Source organism: Pedobacter africanus, from assembly GCF_040548825.1.
Taxonomy (GTDB): Bacteria; Bacteroidota; Bacteroidia; order Sphingobacteriales; family Sphingobacteriaceae; genus Pedobacter; species Pedobacter africanus_A.
Map to the genome: position 1 here is coordinate 261,184 of NZ_JBEPSL010000004.1, position 20,659 is coordinate 281,842.

Here is a 20,659-nt window from a genome sequence, read left to right on the forward strand (position 1 = left end):
AACGCTTTAATATTTACTAGAAACTGAACCTTAGACCCATACTATACTGGCGCGACTGCGGATAGGCACCATCATCAGTAAAGCCCCCCTGAATGCTGTACGGATCGTTGCTCACCTCCGGATCGGGTCCCGGGTATTTGGTAACGGCAAACAGGTTAGCGCCCGACAAGTAAATCTGTCCGCCTTTTATCCCTACTTTAGCTACCCATGCCTGCGGTAAAGTATAAGTGATGTTGATCGTTTTTAACTTGATATAAGAGGCATCAAATACCGACATCGTACTTGTACCAGAGAAACCAGAATAGTTATTCCCCTCCTTTAACATCAATGTTGGCCTGTTCGAACCGGGGTTTTCAGCTGTATAATAAGGCAGCATCACACGGGTTATCCTGTTGCTCATATCGGCAAGGCCAAAGGTATTCGACTCTGGCAGGTACAATAAATCGCCACCATAAGAATAGGTAAACAAAGCCGTAACACTTAGCCTTTTATAATTAAAGGTATGGGTCATACCACCATAAAATTTTGGCTGTCCCGATCCAATCCGCACCCTTGCCGGAGCAAAGCCAAGTGCTCCTGCTGCTGCACCATACATATCCAGATAGCTGGTAAACACCGGCGAGCCGATACCATAATAACTGGCTGTAGTTCCGCCAAAAAAAGTAGGGAATGCATTAGGGTTTGCCCTTACTGCATCCAGTTCTGCCTGAGTTCTGATCAGGCCAGTAAATACGGTACCAAAGATTTGTCCAAGCGGCTCTCCAGGTATCAGTGCCGTATTGCCTATCGCTTCACCAATGTTTACTGGATTGCCGGTAGTACCAAGAGAATTCGCGTTAGGCAACAAACGGTTCAGCTCTCCCAGGCGCGAACGGTTGGCAGAAACATTCAATGCCAGGTTCCAGCCAAAGTCCTTGCCTTTAACAAGCGTACCCCGCAGCTCAAGCTCTAAACCTTTATTGTTTATGGCAGCCTTATTCATATATACCGATCCAAAGCCCGAACTGCCCGGGATTTGTGAAGGAAGCAATACACCTTTGGTATGTTTTTCGTAATAACCTACCGATGCAGAGATTCTACCGTTAAATACCGAAATGTCTAAGCCCAGGTCTTTCTGCAGCGTTCTTTCCGGCTTAAGCAGGTCATTCCCCAACTGAGAGACCACCAAAGCATTGGTTCCGGCAAGTGAGACCGGTGTAAACAAAGTATAGAACAGGTTATTGCCCAGGTTCTGGTTTCCGGTGTAACCTGCACTGGCACGGATTTTTAATTCGTCAACCCATTCCACCTTCTTTAAAAAAGACTCTTCCTTTAATCTCCAGGCTAGGCCAAAAGAAGGGGTATAAAATACGCGGGTATTCTTTGGAAATTTGGAGGAAGCATCCGATCTGCCCGTCAGAGTCAGGAGATAGCGGTTCTTAAAAGCATAGTTTGCCCTAAGGTAAAAACTGAGCATAGATGCATAGGATTCGCTGGCTGTAGGTTTCAGGAACACAGCGGCCGAAGAAAGTCCGTTCAGGAAGAAATCATCCGGATACCCCTGGCCATTGGCCCCAAAAGATTTAAAAGTAGTTTTTTGCCAGGTAGAACCTCCTAAAATGTTTAAACGGTGGTTTTCATTAAACTGCTTATCCCAGGTCAGGTTAGTTTCATAGAACATGTCCCTGTTACGGGTTTGCGACTGTCCGCCAATACCTGCGTTGGTTTGTGTAATACCCACACCGCCCTGGTTGATGACCGTTACGCTGGAGGGCTGATAGTTGAGCTGGTTGTTGCCCGAGTTGTTGATGGATGCTGTAGCCCTGAATTTCAGGTCTTTTAAAATGTCATATTCCAAAGCCAGTGAGCCCAGCATAGTGTTGCCTTCACTAAAGTTAGTTGCCTGCAGCATGGCCAGCGGGTTCACAATACCAGAACTGCCTGCTGTAGATCCGGCAAAAACGGCACTATTGAAAGTCTGAAGCGAGCCATCTGCATTGTAAGGCGCAAAAGTTGGTGGGGCAAGAATTGCCGCGCCATAGGCACCATTGGTAATGTTGTTTTTGGTAAAGCCCATATCCAGGTTGGCAATGAGCCTTAGTTTTTCGCTCAGCTCATTGATCAGGTTGATCTTCCCGGCAATCCGCGAAAAATCAGTGCCGACAATGGTCCCTTTATTTTTATTGTAACCGAGCGACATATAATAGCTTGAACCGCTGCCCCCGCCACGAACACTTACATCAGCATTTTGCGCAATACCGGTGCGCAGCACCATATCCAGCCAATCGGTATTGGCCGTGCCCAGCAATGAGGGGTCTGCTAAGTAAGCAGATGCTGAAGCGTCTGCCGGCAGGTTATTTGCCGCCAGCCTGGCATTCAGGTTGCGCGATCCCTCCAGGAATACCTGCCGGTACTGGTCTGCATTGAGCACCTTCTGGCTTATGGCCTTGCTAAGCGCAGTATAATAGTTGGCTTCAAGTACGGGTTTCTCATTCTTTTTGCCTTTTTTGGTAGTAATGATCACCACCCCATTGGCGGCCCTGGAACCATAAATTGCCGTAGCCGAAGCATCTTTCAGAATGTCTATACTTTCGATGTCATTGATGTTGAGACCGGCCAGGGTATTTACACCACGACCAAAATTGGAACGCAAACCAGAGTACAGGTCGTCACCGGCCGCCAGTGATATTTTGCCCAGTCCGGCGATCGGGTTCTGTACTTCAAAGCCGGTACTTACATAAGAATTGCTCACCTGCACCTGTACCCCATCTATAATGTAAAGTGGGTCGTTACCGCCCAGTAGCGATGCCCCGCCACGGATGCGGATTCTTGCTACACCGCCCGGAGCGCCATCCGACTGGGTAACCTGTACACCCATCGCTTTACCTGCCAGGGCCTGATCTATGGCCACCAAAGGTGTGTTGTTGATCTCGTTTGCGCTAACCGAAGCTACAGAACCGGTAAGGTCTTTACGCCTGGTTGTTCCGTAGCCCACCATCACTACCTCATTCAGCGCAGTAGAAGACGGCTTCATGGCAACCGTAAGTGTAGTACGCCCGTTCAGGCTGATTTCCAAAGGTTCATAACCAATGGAGGTAAATTGCAAAGTGGCCTGCTCATCTACGTTACTGAGCTGAAAACGCCCTTCACGATCGGTAGAGACACTTTTCTTTGACCCTGCAACCGTAACTGTAATTCCGGGTAAAGGCTTATCTTCCTGATCTAAAACCCGGCCGGTAACATTAATGGCAGCAAAAAGGGAAGATACCTTATCAAGAAAAGAACGTTCGGCTTCCTTTATGATCACCGTGTTGCTCTTGATGCTGAAGACCAGGTTCCGAGGCTCAAGCATACGCGATAAAACATTTTTCAATTCTTCGTTCTCTGCTTTTACACTCAGGTTATTTAAATTTTTCAGGTTTACGCTGTCGAACAGGAAGTCGTACCCTGTTTGGGTACTGATACGGTCTAATATGGTAGTGAGGCTTACGTTACGTTCAGACAAAGAAATGCGCTGAGCATACGTTGATGCACTGACCTGGAGTATACCTGTGATCAAAATTAGCGCGGTTAGCTTCATTATGAGCAATAGTTTGGATATGACGCACGGGGGCTGCCATAGCTTTTGGTTAAAAACTTTGTACATTTGGTTTTAGTTGATAAGCGCAGTATCGGTTACTTAGCGGTCAAACGATATCATGCGGGTTAGTGAATTTATTTACTTGCCAGTCAATCCTGGCCATATGGGTGGCAACCCGTATGGCCTTTTATTTTTCCGTAATACGTATCCTCCTTTCATCAATTTCAAACCGTATCCGGTTAGTTTCCTGTATTAAACTCAATACATGTGAAATGTCGTTGTTCCGTGAAATTTTCCCGGTCAGCCTCAATGCTGTCAGGCCTTCAGCCAATTCTATTTTTACATTGTACCATCGTTCCAATTGTTTCACAATATCTGGCATGCCTGTTTCATCAAACCGGAAATATCCCTCTTTCCAGGCGTAGGCCAGCCTTACATCGGTTTTGCTAACCTTCAGTTCATTGCCATTGTTCAATACGTGTTCGCCGGGCTTCAGCAGCGTTTCTGCACGGGCATTTTTTACTTTTACCGAGCCTTCCAGAAGCGTTGTGGTTACTTCAGGCTCATTGCGATAATTGCTGATATTGAATTTCGTGCCCAGCACCTCTACTTCCTGGCTTTCCGTCTGTACCACAAAAGGGTGAGCAGCATCTTTGGCTACTTCAAAATAGCCCTCCCCTTTTAATTCTACCCTACGCTGCCCTTTGTTTAACAGGGACGGATGATAGCTCAGGCTTGATCCGGCATTCAGCCAAACTACAGAGCCCTCGGGCAGCCTGATGCTAAAAGTTTCTCCGGGAGCGGTAGATAACGTATTTATCTGATCTGCAACGGCATTAACGCCGCTGAGTTCATAAACCAATTGTCCACCTGCCGATTTACTGATCTTTACCCCGGCCTCCTCTCCCAGCATTCCCCGGCTGGCATTCGATAAGACAATGGTCTTGCCATTTGCAAGGGTAAGTGTTGCGCCTGTTTTACCCGGCGTTAGCATACGGGCCTTGGCTAAAACGATCTGGTCTCTTTCATTTTGCCTGTTGTTAAAGAACCATAGACCAAATAGCATCAAGGCAAGCACAGCAGCAATACCACTTATCCATAGCGGCTTCCATAACCTTGTTTTTGGTTTTTCCTTAAAGCCTGGATTCTTTTTCATATTGGTGTAGAGGGCATCAATTTCCTGCACGGTATGATATTCCTTAACTTCTCCCTCTGTCCATATCTGGTCAAAAACCTCTTGAATCATTTCATAAGACTCAGGATCGTTGAAGCGCAGCATCAGCTCCTGATACTGATCGGGCGTAATGTTGTTATTGGCATATTGCCTGATCAAAAACTGTAAGTCTTTCGGATTGTTCATTTATGGGTATTACACGGCAAAAAGAAAACAGGACTAGTTTGAATTGAAATTATTTGAAAAAAAATGTCCAGAGCAGCATAAAGTAGCTGATATCCGAACCATCAAAATGGTTCCTTAATGTTTTCAATGCTGCAATAAGATGGTTTTTAACTGTATTTCTTGAGATGTTTAACCTTTCGGCAATCTCGTCGTAACTCAGCCCTTCGTAGCGGCTCATCCTGAATACCAGCTGTTGCTGCGCAGGTAAACGGAGTACAGCATTTTCTGTAAATTGCTCTAAATCGTTTAACAAAACCATTTCCTCAGTTTCATTGCTCAGTTTCTCCATCTGGTTCCAAAGGCCATCCATTGCTTTTTGAGAAGTGGCTATATCGCGCAGTGTGTTCAATGCCAGCCGGCGTGCAATAGTATAAAGGTAGGGCAGCAACAGAAGATCGGGATTTAGCTTTCCCCTGTTCACCCAAAGGCTCAAAAAGGCATCATTGACAATTTCCTCGGCCTGGGCCCTATTTTTCAGAAACCGAAAACTGAAATTGTACAACCTTCTGAAGTGCAACTCAAAAACTTCCCTGAATGCAGGTTCATGTCCTGCTTTTAATCGCAGAACCAGATCTGTATCTGGAAATTCAGCAAGTGTTTTCATTGGATGCGCCAAATTTAAATAAAAAAGCGGGGAACGATCCTACCGACCTTTCCCCGCCATCTAAATTAACGCTCTCAAAATAATAAACGCATACAAAGTGCCAAAATTACCTAAGCCCTCAAAATAATTTATAGCCGATACCTCAGCTTAATATTTCTCCCTATAGCCTTAAGCAATCCCGGATGGTCATTAACGGTTGCATCTGCAGCATCCCATTCGCCTTTCAAATTACGGGCAAGTTCATATTGTTCCCCACTCAGGTTCACCTGAATAGAGGTAGTTTCTTTAGTGATGCCTTTTGTTAAAACAGTATAGGTGTAATCCTTTTCTTCAAAGGTGATGCGTAAAGGTAGACTCATAATACAAATATAGCGTCCGGTATACGCTTTTATTGTGTGGCTGTAAAATTAATTAAACATTCATCTGCCCAAATTAATTGAGGCTATTATACATACCACTCCTATGTTATTATAAAATCCCTTGCATAGCTGCTGGTACTTACTGCATCGCCCTCTGCATTTAAATAACCCATCCAGGTATGCACTGCACTCCCTGCAAAATTTGCAGGCAGCTGCACTGCCTGCCTATCTGCCCGATGCGCCACATCCTTAAAGGTTACAAAATTTTGCTTTGTCTCATTATAAACTACAATCGTAGCTTTATCATCGTCCCTGAAAAAAGCAGAGGCCGACGAATTTTCCCATTCAATGCTCAGTATTACTTTTGCAAAATCTATTGCATAGTTTTCCCTGCTGTTACCAGTCACCGCCTCTTTCAGCAAAAGCGATACAGCGCACCATTCATGGACGTTTTCACACCTTTAAAAACCTCAAATACAACCATCTACAGATTACACCAACTACTGCTCAAACCTGATTCTATAAGGAGGTTTTGTTCAACCTTCACTTTCCCCAAAGCTGGGCATTGTTTATCAGGTGGTGAAAGATCAGGTATCGTTATTTGGAAATTTTATGAACGGCTTTCAAAACCAGGGCCCGGTTGAACAGCCGGACGGCAGTCTTTTTAAACTAAAACCAGTTTTTGCCAATCAACTGGGAGGTGGTATAAAGACCTAACTTCCAGGAGGTAAACTGGCTGAAAACATCAGCTATTATCATATTGGTATCGACAATGCTTTACGCACGGATGGTGCCCAGGTTAGCTTTCAGGACTGACAGCAGATAAGCAAGGGAGTTGAAGTTGAGCTGACAGCAATACCTATACCATTCCAGCTTACCAAATTGTTAATGCCGCTCTTTCTTACCAGCAGGAAAAATGGAAGTTTGGTTTTAAGTTAAACAACATCACCAATGTAGAATATTGGGACCTGATTGGAAACCAGCAATTTGCCAGAAACTTTGTGGCTAATTTTTCTTTCAGATTCTAAATTACTCACACGCGCAATTCTTAACATAAAGCCGGATGCATATTAATACACCCGGCTTTATCAGCAGGCATAAGAGAATCCATACAGTAATTCCTTGTTACCCGTTAGTCAGTCCCTATTATAATCAATTTGGCTCATTCTAACCAAGATACCTTCTGATCTCCGCCTCTATTTTCTTGCAGGAAAGCAGCCAGGGCTTTTTTATAATTGACACCCTCACCTGGTCAGCTTCAATCTCATAACTTCCGGCCAATGTAAAACCTTTTGCTAAAAAAGAAAAGCGCCCAGAACTGGTATCTCCTACAAAAAAACCTTCTTCCTGAACTTTAATTGCATTTGTCAGCTGCTCAACCAATTCATCTTTTGGCTTTGGGTAATCTATGGAAAAACAACACATAGCCGTAAATTAATTTTGTACGCCAGCAACCCTAAACCGTTTACCATGCTCTTTTAACCGCGCTTTTAACAACTGTCTCGCTATATGTATCCTTGTTTTAACCGTGCCTAGCGGAATATTCAGTTCTTCGGCTATTTCATGATATTTATAACCTTCAAAATATTTTAAAAAAGGCAATGAATGTTCAGGTTCAAGCTTAGCTAAAGCTTTATTGATATCTTCCATTACAAATTTGCCTTCGCCTAAATTACTGCTGGCACTATTACTCAACTGATAAGAAGATAAGTCTGCCGACGTCTCCACTACACCTCCGCGCCTTGCATCCCTTCTATATTGGTTGATAAAAGTATTGCGCATAATGGTGTACAACCAACCCCGTAAATTTGTACCTTCTTTGTACATTTCATGATAGCGTATAGCACGGATAATGGTATCCTGAACCAGGTCATTGGCATCTTCTATATTCTTTGTAAATTTTAACGCAAATGCCTCCAGGCAGTTCTGATGTTTACAGATTTCGGCATTCAATATCAGGTTTTTCATAAGGGAAAGATTTTGTTTAAGGTAAGGAACAAAACATTATACAAAATCCATACCAAAAAGATAACCATTACTGGTTTAAGAAACGTTTTTCATATTAAAACAAATATCATCCTGAGTTGTTCAAAGAAACTACTTATAATCTTTTACTATTAATCTAAACATAATGCCAGAAGCAACAGGCAAAACATCTGGTTCAAAACTAAATCCCGGCATGATGGTTTTAACATAGGTTAATTTTCTGTATGAATTCTTCCAAAGACTGGCAGTTTCGCCTGCACGAGTTGATCTACGAATCCAATACCCCCGCTGGGAAAGCGTTCGATGTAGGCTTATTATTTGCCATTTTTACCAGCATTGCAGTGGTGATGCTGGATAGCGTACACTTCCTCCATTTAAAATACGGAAGCCTGTTTCGTATACTCGAGTGGATATTCACAATACTTTTTACCATTGAATATATTCTTCGGCTCATCTGCATCAAAAAACCACATAAGTACGTTTTTAGCCTGCTGGGCGTGATTGACATGATCGCCCTGATACCATCTTACCTCGGATTCTTTTTTGTAGGTACCCAGTCGCTTCTGGTTTTTCGGGCCCTCAGGCTTCTCCGCGTGTTCCGGATTTTTAAACTCGGGCATTTCCTTAGCGAAATCAATTTCTTAACCACCGCATTAAAGGGCAGCGTTCGTAAGATCAGCATCTTTTTGCTGACCGTACTGATGCTCACTGTAATACTTGGTTCTATAATGTACCTAGTAGAGGAGCGAGAAAATGGCTTTTCTAATATTCCTGAAAGCATTTATTGGGCCATTGTTACCATTACCACAGTTGGTTACGGCGACATTTCGCCTGTTACCCCTATGGGCAAATTCGTGGCCGCAGTAGTCATGCTAATTGGCTATTCCATAATCGCTGTCCCAACCGGGATACTTACCCATGATCTGGCTATGCTGGCCCGGCAGAAAAAAGAGCTACCCGAATCTTGCCCAAGCTGTAGCAGGGAAGGACATGACCTGGATGCGCAGTTCTGCAAATACTGCGGCGCTTCATTAATGAGAAATTAAACCCGCTCTATACCATTTATTTTCTTGTTTGGCTTTAGCAAATGGTTCCCGCCATGAAGTAGCTTTATAGAGTCATTTTAATATTTTCATGAATTCATGATATTCTATTCAGAATATCATGAATTCATGAAAATACCAGTAAAGTATGAACGAGAAGGTTGATTAATTAGCTAACGTTTTTTCCAGTAACGCTTTAAGTTCAGGCGTTGATGGCCTTGGAGCATCAATTGTCACAATCTTTCCCTGCTTATCAAATACCAGGAAGCGTGGGATAGTATTTACCTTATAATATTTTGAAAAATCATTGCCCGATCCCGCATACAATTGCATACCGCCAAGGTTTTCATCCTTGATCATTTTAAGCCATTTATCCTTATCCTGAGGCGCATCGGTTGACAGGCTAATGATCTGCACATCCGTTCCCTTCATTTCCTCCTCCAGTTTTTTTAGATGGGGGATTTCTTTTTTGCAGGGCCCGCACCACGTAGCCCAAACATCCACCAGCAACACCTTTCCTCTTAAATCGGCCATCGAAACCATTTTGCCATTTTTATCAGGATAACTGAAATTAAAACCCGCGTCTCCCGGTTTTAATGTAGCTAAGGCAGCCGCTATCTCTATATGCTTTTTCTTCAGCTTATCAGTTAAAAAGTATTGGCCAAAAGCAGCAGCATAGGCAGTGTAATCGGCATAGTTTTTTAAGCTTTCCATCCTATTCAACACAAAATCTCCTTTCAGGGTATCATTGGAAATCAAAGAAAGGGATTGCCTGACACCTTCAATGCCGGGCGTAAAGGACATTTTTTTTTGACGCATAGCAATCATCATCGTCGACTCTAATACCCGATAGCCCCAGGGATAGGCATAAAGCTGAGCTGCACTTTTTGTTAGGTTTTGAACCTTTAACCCATCATAATAAGGACTGAATTCCGATATATCGGGATGCGCCGAACGCGGGGTATTGATGTAATTTGAAGCATAATTTGCCAGATCCCAACCTATAATTTCGGACATGTACCTGTCAAACTTAGCGTTACCCGTGGCCTTTCCTTTCAAAAACGTTTTAGACTGCCCGGCAATTTCTTCCAGCTGAGGAAAATAATCTATGAAGGTGCTGGATTCACCGCGACTGAAATTAATAGATTTTTGATAAAGCGGTTCAGTTAGCTTAAACCATTTCGCCATAACCACATTTTCTTTTGAGTTAGTATTGCCCTGAAGTTCATAATTGTTATCGTTAATTGTTAACGATAACCTTTCTCCCCCTCTAAAATAAAAAGTGTAGTTATCAGAAGGGCTGTTTATGTTCCCCGTTCCCACTACATACAAGCCCTCAGTTTCAGGATAAAAGGCAAAGCCAAATTTACCATCGGCATTCGGTGTTGAACTTGCAATTTCTTCAAGTTTACCTTGTACCTTGAACAACTTAACAGCTGTAATGCGCTTTTTATTTAAATTTCCAGTAATTTGTACAGGTAACTGCGCAAATGTTGAGATTATAGTCAGCCCCAACAGGACTGTACTACCTATTTTTTTTAATTTCATATTATTATTTATTTTAAATTTTATTCCCTGTAGCTAACATCTACGATTTTGCCTAAGCCATCAAACGTTTTATAAAGCTTCAGGTCTCCATTTAAGTTGGGCACGCTATATAAGTCCATTTTTCCAGAAGCATTTGGATCTGCCGTATCGTAGCTGCAAATGATCAGTTTATTGGCGTATTCCATATACCGTGCTGATCCCGGAGCATAAACCATCTTTTGGTATTTGAGCAAGCTAACCTTTCTTGTTCCTAAATCAACAACCACTGTGTTCGACTTATCGACCACATTATAACGATAAACTTTAGAGCCTGCTACGTACATTAAATACCCCTCGCTTGGATCGATGGCAAACTTAGTCGCATTCGCAATTTGCGGTGCTGTAGTCAGTTCTTCAAAAGCCAGTGGAACAAAAGCCGTTGCGTTACATGAAATACGAGCCAGAAAAATCTTGCCCATATTATTTTTTAATACTGCATATGTTTGATTGGACAAAGCCCTGGTACTGGCCATATACACCAAATCCATATCCATATTACCCGGGTCAAATAACGGTGTAGCGGGTGGAGTTACCTTTACTGCCGGTACAGAAACATTCAGGTTTATATTTTTATGCTCCATAAACTTTTTGTTCTCTGTATCGTACATTAAGGCATATTGTGTTGAGCTTAAGCCTTCAGCAATGAAAGGGGAAATTTGAATTGGTTCTCCCGTAATGGTCCTGTTTATTCCTGAACCAAATGCAATCCCGGAAGTTGGATTTTCGAAGTATAATTTTCCTGAATTATCATACATATAAGCCAACGGCCCACCTATACTGATGACTGATTTTGCATAGAATGGTGGCGCGACATAAGCAGCCATTAAATTTACCAGATCTTTATGCTCACTAAAAGTAAAATTAGTCGTATTAATGACAAATGTATGCTTATCAGTTCCTACAAAAATTGATTTCTCAGTTTTATTACTGAATGCATCTCTCCTTTGATAGAAGTACAACATCTGAGGCTTGCCTTCCAGTTTCAAAGTACTAAAGGAACTCAAAATATCTTTATAGTACTGGTAAGAATCGGATGTTGAAAGATAATTAAAAAAATCAAGCCTGGGCTCGTTATCTATTTCATTCAAAACCAGCCAACCGTCAGCAATATTTGTTGTTACCTTTACACTGAAAATCTTCCGCCAGATAACCCCAGTCGCTTTTTCTTTTACAATATAATACACCTGATACGACGCATCGGTAGCCGGCAGATTTACTACCCAGTTTAGATTTCTGTTTCTCGAGAGCACTTTAGGATCAGCAGTATTACCTGTTCTCGGAACAACTGCAAACCATTCGTAAGCGTATTTAGTAGTATCGTTATTTTTATCCTTTGTAAAGGATAATTCTGGAGTAATCGTTAAATTACTACCCCATACTGCAGAATAAGTAGAATTCACTCCTGTAATTTCTATATCGTTAATTTCGTTATATGCGTAATTGCCCACATCCTTTCTGCAGGAGCTGAGTGCAAGGAATGCTATCAAAAGGATTCCTGTATATTTATAATCTTTTATCATTTGAATTTGAATAAGTCTCTAAATGTTATTTTGCATTCGGCCCCATGGTCATTAAAGTCTTATTGTCAGCTTCATATACCGGGGTTCCGGCGTCTGACATAGCTTTTAAATAAGCTTTTAGATTATCTGACCACGGCCCCATTCTTGTATAATTACCGTTTGAAGTAAACCAGGCTGGTTGAATTACTTCATTAACATCTAAATTGAAACGGGTAATCAGCAATTGAAGTTTCAGCGCACTAAATTTCCCGAGATAGCCCTCGGTATAACTGCCATATGGAGACAACCAGAATGGCGGTGGCCCCGCTATATCATCCACCTTAATCCGCATCCGGGTATAATATTGTTGTATATCTTTACCTCCAACAGTTATATCCTTATTTAAATAATTATTGGTGAAATTTGCATTTGGTTTTAAATCCAGATACAAGAATAAACTATCCTTTCTCAAACTCTCCTTACGAAAAACCTGCATTTTTATCGTGTCTGCTACCTTACCTGCTGCTATTGTCCTCTTTTCTCCCAAAATTTTGTAGTGTTCACCCTCCTTAAGCGTACTACTATCTGCCACAGAAAAGCCATAAGGCCTGTCGAAATTTTTTGGTGCCCCAATTATCCTTACCACAATCCTTATTACAGAATCCTTAACGTTCGACTTACTATATCCGAAACTAAGGTTCATACTACTTGCACTTTCAGCAAAAGGAAAGTAAATACTGGTCTTACTGGCCTCATCATCATAAAGTGAAAGGTTTGCTTCTTTACAGGCAATTGCTAAGCAGATGAGCAACATGCCTAAATAAATAATTCTTTTTTTCATAATCGTTCGTTATTAGATCTTACCTTGGATCAGTTTCAGATAAAGGAATAGGGAACACATAATTATTGGCCGGAATACTCATATTTGAATTGGTCAACGCCGCAACAATACTTGTTGCCTTTGTTCTCTTATAATAGAAAAATAACTGCCCCTCCCCGTAAAATTCCCTCCTGTATTCCTTTAATATATGTGTGCTAAGCTGCGTCGGAGTGGTTGTATTAGGAACAGCTGCCAGATTTCTATGCATCCGCAATTGATTTAAATGACCTATTGCTTTGGGCAAATCGGTTTCACACTCTGCAGCAATCAAATACATTTCACCCATGCGAATTAAAGGAACGGTACGATTAGCCGCATAAGTTTCTGTAGGAACATCCTGGTACTTAAAAAAAGTAGGATAGGTTTTCCCGGCAACCTTCCAGATATATTGGTATCTGTAATCGCCCTCCACACCTTCAAAAACAGTTGTTTTAATGAATGTGCCGCTTGAATTTCCTGCTAAAATTCTATCATCAAACAGCGTTGGATTGAACACACGATTAAACAGGTCATTAAGTTTAGGATTTTCAACCGCAAAAATCAGCTCAGTGGAAAAAATTTTATTGGTAGCAGCTGGATTATTTAGATCTGTAACACCAACCCATGGAAATTTACTCTGGTTGTCAATCAAGAACCTTGCTTCTTTTAAAGCTGCTATTTTATCGCCTTTCCATAAATAAACCCTCGCTTTTAACGCTCGTACCGCATAGTAGTTCATGCGGTAATTTCTAGATGTACGTCCGATACTTGTTGTAGTTAGGCTAACCCTTTCCTGTGTTACAGCCGGATCGTTTTGCAGCAAAAGGTGTTCTGCGCTTTCCAAATCCTCAAGTATTTTTTGCATCATAAAGTTATTTGGCTGGAACTCCGAAATCTCTCTTCCAACTTTATTGTAATAGGGTAGCGTTTTTGATAACGAATCTACCGAATTATAATTTTTTGTAAACATGCGCATCAGATCGAAATAATAGAAAGCCCTCAACCCGTAAACCTCACCCTCATATAAACCTTTGGTTTTTGGATTAAGCTTACTTCCATAATTCTTCAGGCTTTCCAGTAATTTATTTGCGTTTGCAATATTTACATAAGTAGCGGTCCATATCCCATCAATCTTTTTTCGCGCATCCTTATCGCCATAATTATAGGTAGAAAACAGGTTAACATTGTGTTGGGTATTCTGACTATTTACCGCGTACAATTGTGCCAAAACATCCATTGTGATCATGGTTAAATCCCCACCATAACTACTTTCATCTCCATTCTTAATATAAAATGCATTTAATGCATCTGCAAAACCTTGCGGAGTAGCATACAATTGCTCTTCAATAAATTTATCCTCCGGCTTCACATCAAGCCACCTGTTGCAGCTCGCAAAAGTGAAGAGCCAAAAAAATAAAAGGCCATATATGTAGATTTCTTTTTTCATCTTTTTATTCATTTACAATTATTTAAATGTTGCTCTGATACTTAGGGAAACTGTATAGGCAAACGGATAATCTATCCCACGTTCTCTTCTCACACTTGAAGAATAAAATAAATTATTTGACCTTGCGGTTAAATTTAATGTTGATAATTTCGCTTTATCTAACCACTGTCCTCCCCTGAACTCATACCCAAGATGGATTGACTCGCCAGTGAAAGAATTTTCAGTTTGAATAAATCTTGAAGATTTTGGTCCATCATCGGTTATCGCAATGCTTTTAAATTCTGAAACATCTCCCGAATTCTTCCACCTGCTATAAAGCGCCCTTTTGTCCTGATTATTCACTAAGTCCTGGTAGGAAATGTTCTCCACCTTACTAAACAGTGCATCGTTAAATAAATCCCTTCCAAATATATATCGAATGTATACCCCTGCTGTAAAACCTTTATAGAATACGGTGGTATTGAAAACACCTTCAGCTTTCGCCCTGCTATTGCCCATCACAATTTGATCGTTTACATCATAAATAAAAGTATGCTGCCCGTTCTTTTTTAAAAATACTTCTCTGCCCGACCCCGGGTCAATTCCTAAAGATGGGACTGCCCACAAATCAAATGGGCTATATCCGTCACGATATCTGGTAAGCGCATTGCTTTCCCGTAAAGCGTTATTCAAAGCGGAAAGTTTATTATCAAACTTGTCATATTTTTGATCAATGCTTGTCCCAGTAACTCTTAATGTCCATATCACTTTTCCTGGTTTATAAATTGGTGAAAATGAAAGTTCAGCTTCTACACCCCTGGCAGTATTGGAGCCAGCATTAAATGGGTAGCTGCTTAATCCGGTTGAAGATGGTAAAGTGATTGCCACTACCAGGGGGTCGGTCACATTTCGGTATGCGCTTAAAATAAAATTCAACCTGTTATTAAATAAGTTCCCATCTAAACCAACACTGGTTTGCAGGGTGCTCTGCCATTCCAAATCAGGTGCTCCTGGTGAGTTAAGTATTACCCCCTGACCAAAACTATTTATTGTGGTCAGGTATTGAAATACGGACTGGCTCACGTTGCCAAAGTTCTGATTGCCTGTTAGCCCGATGTTTCCTCTCAACTTTAGACGACTTATCCAGGCCAGCCCTTTCATAAACTTTTCATTACTAATGTTCCAGCTTATTCCTGCAGCATAGTAAGGCTTGTAACGTTTATTAGAACCAAAAGCGGTAGATCCATCCATATTGGCATTTAGGTCAAGGTTATAGCGTTGATCATAAGAATAATTTACCGAAACCACCAAAGAACTCCGCCGCGTTAAAGAACTGGCGGCAGTGGGTGTTGATCCCGAAGCAAAACCATAAGCATAGGCAGGGTTTCCATTGCTTGCATTTGGAAACCCTAAAGCAGTAAATCCACTAAACCTGCTGTTATTTTCACTGAGTTCTGCTCTCAAAAAAGTGTTCAAAGAGTGTTTTTGAGCAAAAACATTACCATAAGTCAGGTTTGCATTTACGGTATAATTTAAACCATCATCCTTTCTGGTAACGTAGCGCCCTCTTAAAACCGGATCGGTTACATCCACAAATTCTGTATTTAAAGGGCTTGTAAATTTCTTTATCTCACCCGATGATTTAACCAACTGAGCATTTAAACTTACTCGTAGCGATTTATTTAAATCAGCAGTGATCTGCAGAGAATTTTGTAATTGAAAAGTTGAGGTATTATCGAATCCGGTTAAACTTGCGTTATAGAAAGGATTGGCAACACGAACCAATTTATTGGGTGTACTCACCTGTTCAATGTACATTTGATCTGAGCCCAGCACCCTGTAATAGGGGTTAAGATTTACCCAGGAAGAAAACTTACCGTTTTGAGATTCTGTAGATTGCGAGCCACTCACATAAGTGCGGTTTCCTATATTAAATATACCAGCCCGATAATACAAGCCCACATTTGCTCCCCAATCGTCTCTTTTAGTACCTGTCATGGTAGCATTGTTCTTTCTGATACTACCAGCCACATCATAGCGTAAGGTCTGATCTCCTCCCGAGGCTGATACATTATGTCTCTGTGAAAAGCCCGTTCGTAATGGTTTATCCAACCAATAAGTATCTACCCCTCTTAAAACTTCTTTTAGCCTTTCATTATAGATGGTATCTAAACTGAGTTGCCTGCTTAACAAGCCAATATTATCAATATAAGCTCCCGAGAGCTTTTCGAATGCTAATTTTTCTGTAGCATTCATCATATTGTACGAAGATAGGTCTGGTAGTTCTGCATCAAGGTCTGAAGTGTAGCTCAACCGGATCTTTCCTGGCAGGGGCCTCTTTGTTTCTACTACTACCACACCATTAGACGCCCTTGAACCATAAATTGCCGTCGAAGCAGCATCCTTTAGAATCGTCACAGAAAGCACAGTATTGATATCTAAATCAACTATGGTTCTCAAGGTGCTTTCGAAACCATCTAAAATAAATAACGGTTGATTGGGGTCTACAGAAAACTGATCTCTCAAGGCGGAAGTTGAAAGACTCGTTTGTCCGCGGATCTGCATGCTTGGTAAAACATTAGGATTCGACCCTGCTAAATTATTTTCTATTTGAATAAATGAAGGATCAAGGGTTTTTAAACTTTGGATAACATTTTGCGCCCCGATCGTTTTTAACTCTTCACCGGTATAGGTAGCAGTAGCTCCTGTAAAACTCTCTTTTTTCCGAACCATCATCCCTGTAATCACCACGTCCTTCATCGCTGTCTCAGAGACTTCAAGTCTAATCGTCAAAGCTGGCTGATTGACCCTGATTTTAATTTCCTGAGTCTTATAGCCAACAAAACTGACTACCAAAATATCCCCCTCTGACGCTGTTATGCTAAAATTTCCGTTTGTACTGCTAACTACAGCTTTTAAATTCTTATCTTTTATTTTTATAGAAGCCCCGGGAACCGGATTTCCATTTTCATCCAAAACCCTTCCCTTTATCTCTATCGAAGTAAAGTTGTTTATCAGGTCGTCAAGAAAAGAATGCTCCTTTTCCTTAATCACAATGGAATGCTCTATGATTTCAAAGGTCATATTCTGGCCAGATAAACATTGTTTCAAAACTGATGTCAGGTCCTCCTTCAGAAATTTAACATCAATTGTTTTGGCAGCATTCAAAATTCTGGCATCGAATACAAAGTCATAGCCAGTTTGCTGTCTGATCTGCTCAAATAACTTTTCGAGTGAAATTTTCTTTTCTTTGAGTGTCACCTTTTGTCCAAAGGACGAGGCGCTCACCTGTAAAAATGTTGTAATCATTATAATTATGACCATTTTCATAATTAATAAAAGTTTAGGAGGTAGCCACAGATGCGACGTACCTAGGTTAAAAGCATTTATTTTCATACTTTTGAATTGGTTTGAGTTGACATGAACAGTTCAATACTATTTTTCCCCAGCCCATAAGGGTAGGGAAAGGTTGCTCAAACTTCGGCCTGATAGTGTTAGAGCATTATCAGGCCTCCTTTTAAGCCCCCCGGCAGATAATTTATTTAAGCAGGATCTCGTAGTTTTCTTTTCATTTTTGGTTAATTTGGTTTGATAAATATGGAGTAAATCGTTTATTTAGACACGGTTATAGTTCTGTCTTTTAATTTAAAATGAACTTTACCCGTAGATTCGATCAAATTCAATACAGAATTAATTTTTTTCGAACGGGAGATCTCGCCACTCAACGACAAATCTAACGGAGCGTCATCAGCATACACTATTTCAACATTATACCACCTTGCAAGCTTTGGCATAATATTTTTCAGCTTTTCATTTTTAAATCTGAAGTCGCCATTCGTCCAATCTATTCCCTTCGAAATATCCACCTTAACAACCTGCAGATTTGTGCGGCCTAGAATAGACTGTTGTCCGGGCTCAAGAATCAGTGTTTTCCTGAATCCTGGTAATCTTCCTGCGGCGCCTATAACTTTGATCTCCACAGCGCCTTCCAGCAATGTGGTTTCTGTTTTTTCGCTAGAGTAACTAGAGACGTTAAAATGCGTACCCAGAACCCTTACCTCTTGCCGCTCTGTCGCAACAGTAAATGGCGACTTCTTATCAGGCGACACTTCAAAGTAAGCCTCCCCCTGAAGTCTTACTACCCTACCTGCAGTTGAGGAAAAATTTGAGGGGTAACTAATCGATGATCCTGCATTCAAAAAAACTTTGGAATGATCGGGCAATATTACCTCCGCCTGTTCACCATATTTCGTTTCAATCCTATTGTATTCAAATCTGCTTCCTGCTCCCTCTTTAATTTCATAAAGGATTTCACCACCCGAAGTTTTACTAATGGTTACACCGGCCTGTTCAGCTATCTGTCCGCTACCTTCGTCAGAAATATAAATTTTTTTCCCGTTTCCCAATGTCAATGTTGCTCCGGTTTTACCAGGCGTTATATGTTCCATCAAATTGGTTTTGTGATCCTCTTTTTTATCAAAGAACCCGGAATAAAAAACCCCGACACTTGATATGATAAGTATTAATGCAGCTATCGAAATACGTGGCCACAAAGAAATTGTCATATGATTGTGTTTGGCTTTAGCAGGGTTATTTATTCTTTTTTCAAGTTCATTAAAGTTTTTATCAAGTATTTTTTTTCGGGCAGATTCCCTGGCAAATAAAACCATAGCCTTTACCACATTAATCCGACCAGCTTGTTCCGGGTGAGTAGTCAACCAGTTTTCCCAATAAAGAATGTCTTCACTTTTCCGCTCGAAACAATAATTGAGGAAGCTTTCCTTCGTAATCAGCTCGTATAGGTCTATGTCATTCATTAGATTAAGTATTTTAGACAATAGAGCAACGTAAATTGATATTTTCCTATGGATTCATTAAAAAAAAGAAAATAAATATAAAAAGAGAAGAAATGGCAACGATAATGGCAATGGTTGTATTTTCATTCATTAGCTTTCTTAGCTGATTAACAGCATTATAAATGGTATTGTAGGCAGTCTTCACAGATATTCCGTTATTTCTGGCCATTTCTTCGTAGCTAAGTCCCAGATAAAATTTTTCATAAACCATACCCGCCTGACTATTTGTTAGCTTCCCGATATATTGTTTTAAAATTTGCGCGGCAGTTTCATTATTATCATCGATAATAAATTTATTCTCCACCCTTAAAAAAGAGTGAGATTCATCCAGGTCTTCCATTTCTAAACTATCATCGGCACTAAAATGATGTTTTTTAAATAGCTTACGAAGAAATGAGGTTACCAGGTAGTTATGATGGTCTTTAACTTCCTTAAGAGCCAGTCTGTGTTCATAGATATATAGGAACAAGTCATTGATGTTATCTTTAATATTTTCAGACACTATACCTTTCTTGAATCCCAAATAGAAAAAATAGTCGTGATAATGGCTATACAGTTCATGAAAAGCCGGCATACCCCCATAGTTGATAAAGGATCGCCATTGCTCCTTTAAATCTGTTCCTTTTTTCATTTGAATACAATCATTTTAGTTGTCATAAATACAAGCTAGAATGGGTCAATATTAATTATTTTTTTCGGAATTACTACAATCTGTAGCAATAGCAGCACTAATTGACAGCATAATTTACTGACCCTGGAACAATATAATGTTTTAATCATTTTTTTTTGCTAACATTGAATAAAATCTATTTGAGGCATTCTTTTGCTAACCATGGTCGTTTATGATACAATACCTGATAATGAACTCCTGACGAAATTAGTTGCCGGGGAAGAATCCGCTTTTGCAGCAGTCTACCTAAAATTTAAAAGCCCCGTGTTTAGTATTGTTAAGAAATTTGTACATGCGGAAGAACTTGCAGAAGACCTGACGCAAGAAGTTTTCATAAAACTCTGGGAATCTAGAAATAAACTGGTTGACGTGCAATCCTTAAGGGCCTATATCTTTACAATCGCGAAAAATCATACGATAAATAACCTAAAGAAAACCTTACAATCGGATATTGCCAAAACTGCTATCATTGCTGCTTTCCCTCCGGGAAGAAATATTACAGAGGAACAACTAATAAACAAGGAGTATAAAGCTTACTTGCAACAACAATTAGACACTTTACCCGAAAGGACCCGGGAAGTGTTTAGACAATGTCGCGAACATCATCGCACTTATGACGAAGTAGCAGCATCAATTGGTATTTCAAGAAATGCTGTAAAAAAACATATGGTAAATGCCGTAAAACACCTAAGCTCAGCTGTTCAAAAAGATCTTGGCATCTCATTGAGCGTACTTTTAGCCATCGTCTTTAAAATAAAATAAAAAAAACAATCATTCAGGTACCCTGCCGGTACATAATTTTGTCTACTATC

The 20,659-nt window shown here is 40.7% G+C and carries 16 protein-coding genes; 2 read left to right on the plus strand and 14 right to left on the minus strand.

Annotation, left to right across the window (positions count from 1 at the left end):
* Positions 1-16: 16 nt before the first annotated feature.
* The 7 genes from ABIE26_RS20765 to ABIE26_RS20795 form a co-directional block, all read right to left on the minus strand.
* Entirely contained in the window at positions 17-3,559 is a 3,543-nt protein-coding gene (locus tag ABIE26_RS20765; protein ID WP_310145383.1) for a SusC/RagA family TonB-linked outer membrane protein, read from the minus strand.
* 187 nt (positions 3,560-3,746) lie between these two features.
* On the minus strand, positions 3,747-4,919 hold the full coding sequence (locus tag ABIE26_RS20770) for a FecR family protein (protein WP_310145385.1): 1,173 nt from the start codon (positions 4,917-4,919) through the stop codon (positions 3,747-3,749).
* Positions 4,920-4,968: 49 nt separating this feature from the next.
* Positions 4,969-5,562: an RNA polymerase sigma factor gene (locus tag ABIE26_RS20775; RefSeq protein WP_310145386.1), complete on the minus strand. Its 594-nt coding sequence runs from the start codon at positions 5,560-5,562 to the stop codon at positions 4,969-4,971.
* A 128-nt stretch (positions 5,563-5,690) separates the two neighbouring features.
* Entirely contained in the window at positions 5,691-5,921 is a 231-nt protein-coding gene (locus ABIE26_RS20780; RefSeq protein WP_310145387.1) for a hypothetical protein, read from the minus strand.
* A gap of 101 nt (positions 5,922-6,022) precedes the next feature.
* Positions 6,023-6,343: a DUF6266 family protein gene (locus ABIE26_RS20785; RefSeq protein WP_310145388.1), complete on the minus strand. Its 321-nt coding sequence runs from the start codon at positions 6,341-6,343 to the stop codon at positions 6,023-6,025.
* Between the two features lie 745 nt (positions 6,344-7,088).
* Positions 7,089-7,346 (minus strand): hypothetical protein, encoded by a 258-nt coding sequence (locus ABIE26_RS20790; protein WP_310145390.1) that lies wholly within the window; start codon positions 7,344-7,346, stop codon positions 7,089-7,091.
* Positions 7,347-7,355: 9 nt separating this feature from the next.
* Entirely contained in the window at positions 7,356-7,889 is a 534-nt protein-coding gene (locus ABIE26_RS20795; RefSeq protein WP_310145392.1) for an RNA polymerase sigma factor, read from the minus strand.
* Between the two features lie 242 nt (positions 7,890-8,131).
* Here ABIE26_RS20795 and ABIE26_RS20800 point away from each other — a divergent pair, with 242 nt between their 5' ends.
* Positions 8,132-8,953, plus strand: coding sequence for an ion transporter (locus ABIE26_RS20800; protein WP_310145393.1), 822 nt, complete (start codon positions 8,132-8,134; stop codon positions 8,951-8,953).
* 162 nt (positions 8,954-9,115) lie between these two features.
* Here the strand turns inward: ABIE26_RS20800 and ABIE26_RS20805 are convergent, their stop codons facing one another.
* The 7 genes from ABIE26_RS20805 to ABIE26_RS20835 all read right to left on the minus strand — a co-directional run bounded on the left by ABIE26_RS20805 (position 9,116) and on the right by ABIE26_RS20835 (position 19,808).
* Positions 9,116-10,498: a TlpA family protein disulfide reductase gene (locus ABIE26_RS20805; protein ID WP_310145394.1), complete on the minus strand. Its 1,383-nt coding sequence runs from the start codon at positions 10,496-10,498 to the stop codon at positions 9,116-9,118.
* Between the two features lie 20 nt (positions 10,499-10,518).
* Positions 10,519-12,057 carry a PKD-like family lipoprotein gene (locus ABIE26_RS20810; protein WP_310145396.1) on the minus strand — a complete coding sequence of 513 codons (1,539 nt, stop codon included), beginning with the start codon at positions 12,055-12,057 and terminating at the stop codon, positions 10,519-10,521.
* A gap of 25 nt (positions 12,058-12,082) precedes the next feature.
* Positions 12,083-12,877, minus strand: coding sequence for a DUF4843 domain-containing protein (locus tag ABIE26_RS20815; RefSeq protein ID WP_310145398.1), 795 nt, complete (start codon positions 12,875-12,877; stop codon positions 12,083-12,085).
* A gap of 19 nt (positions 12,878-12,896) precedes the next feature.
* Positions 12,897-14,342, minus strand: coding sequence for a RagB/SusD family nutrient uptake outer membrane protein (locus ABIE26_RS20820; RefSeq protein WP_310145400.1), 1,446 nt, complete (start codon positions 14,340-14,342; stop codon positions 12,897-12,899).
* A gap of 18 nt (positions 14,343-14,360) precedes the next feature.
* Positions 14,361-17,630, minus strand: coding sequence for a SusC/RagA family TonB-linked outer membrane protein (locus ABIE26_RS20825; protein ID WP_354376250.1), 3,270 nt, complete (start codon positions 17,628-17,630; stop codon positions 14,361-14,363).
* A 302-nt stretch (positions 17,631-17,932) separates the two neighbouring features.
* Positions 17,933-19,138 (minus strand): FecR family protein, encoded by a 1,206-nt coding sequence (locus ABIE26_RS20830; protein ID WP_310145404.1) that lies wholly within the window; start codon positions 19,136-19,138, stop codon positions 17,933-17,935.
* A gap of 46 nt (positions 19,139-19,184) precedes the next feature.
* Positions 19,185-19,808: an RNA polymerase sigma factor gene (locus ABIE26_RS20835; RefSeq protein ID WP_310145406.1), complete on the minus strand. Its 624-nt coding sequence runs from the start codon at positions 19,806-19,808 to the stop codon at positions 19,185-19,187.
* A 201-nt stretch (positions 19,809-20,009) separates the two neighbouring features.
* Here ABIE26_RS20835 and ABIE26_RS20840 point away from each other — a divergent pair, with 201 nt between their 5' ends.
* Entirely contained in the window at positions 20,010-20,609 is a 600-nt protein-coding gene (locus ABIE26_RS20840) for an RNA polymerase sigma factor (RefSeq protein WP_310145408.1), read from the plus strand.
* Positions 20,610-20,659: the final 50 nt, after the last annotated feature.

What these genes read in the sequence shown, in the direction of transcription:
- ABIE26_RS20775 (WP_310145386.1), bottom strand. Translation starts at nt 5,562, where the DNA reads ATGAAAACACTTGCTGAATTTCCAGATACAGATCTGGTTCTGCGATTA.
- ABIE26_RS20790 (WP_310145390.1), bottom strand. Translation starts at nt 7,346, where the DNA reads ATGTGTTGTTTTTCCATAGATTACCCAAAGCCAAAAGATGAATTGGTT.
- ABIE26_RS20825 (WP_354376250.1), bottom strand. Translation starts at nt 17,630, where the DNA reads ATGATTACAACATTTTTACAGGTGAGCGCCTCGTCCTTTGGACAAAAG.
- ABIE26_RS20805 (WP_310145394.1), bottom strand. Translation starts at nt 10,498, where the DNA reads ATGAAATTAAAAAAAATAGGTAGTACAGTCCTGTTGGGGCTGACTATA.
- ABIE26_RS20830 (WP_310145404.1), bottom strand. Translation starts at nt 19,138, where the DNA reads ATGAATGACATAGACCTATACGAGCTGATTACGAAGGAAAGCTTCCTC.
- ABIE26_RS20800 (WP_310145393.1), top strand. Translation starts at nt 8,132, where the DNA reads ATGAATTCTTCCAAAGACTGGCAGTTTCGCCTGCACGAGTTGATCTAC.
- ABIE26_RS20815 (WP_310145398.1), bottom strand. Translation starts at nt 12,877, where the DNA reads ATGAAAAAAAGAATTATTTATTTAGGCATGTTGCTCATCTGCTTAGCA.
- ABIE26_RS20835 (WP_310145406.1), bottom strand. Translation starts at nt 19,808, where the DNA reads ATGAAAAAAGGAACAGATTTAAAGGAGCAATGGCGATCCTTTATCAAC.
- ABIE26_RS20780 (WP_310145387.1), bottom strand. Translation starts at nt 5,921, where the DNA reads ATGAGTCTACCTTTACGCATCACCTTTGAAGAAAAGGATTACACCTAT.
- ABIE26_RS20770 (WP_310145385.1), bottom strand. Translation starts at nt 4,919, where the DNA reads ATGAACAATCCGAAAGACTTACAGTTTTTGATCAGGCAATATGCCAAT.
- ABIE26_RS20795 (WP_310145392.1), bottom strand. Translation starts at nt 7,889, where the DNA reads ATGAAAAACCTGATATTGAATGCCGAAATCTGTAAACATCAGAACTGC.
- ABIE26_RS20810 (WP_310145396.1), bottom strand. Translation starts at nt 12,057, where the DNA reads ATGATAAAAGATTATAAATATACAGGAATCCTTTTGATAGCATTCCTT.
- ABIE26_RS20765 (WP_310145383.1), bottom strand. Translation starts at nt 3,559, where the DNA reads ATGAAGCTAACCGCGCTAATTTTGATCACAGGTATACTCCAGGTCAGT.
- ABIE26_RS20820 (WP_310145400.1), bottom strand. Translation starts at nt 14,342, where the DNA reads ATGAAAAAAGAAATCTACATATATGGCCTTTTATTTTTTTGGCTCTTC.
- ABIE26_RS20840 (WP_310145408.1), top strand. Translation starts at nt 20,010, where the DNA reads ATGGTCGTTTATGATACAATACCTGATAATGAACTCCTGACGAAATTA.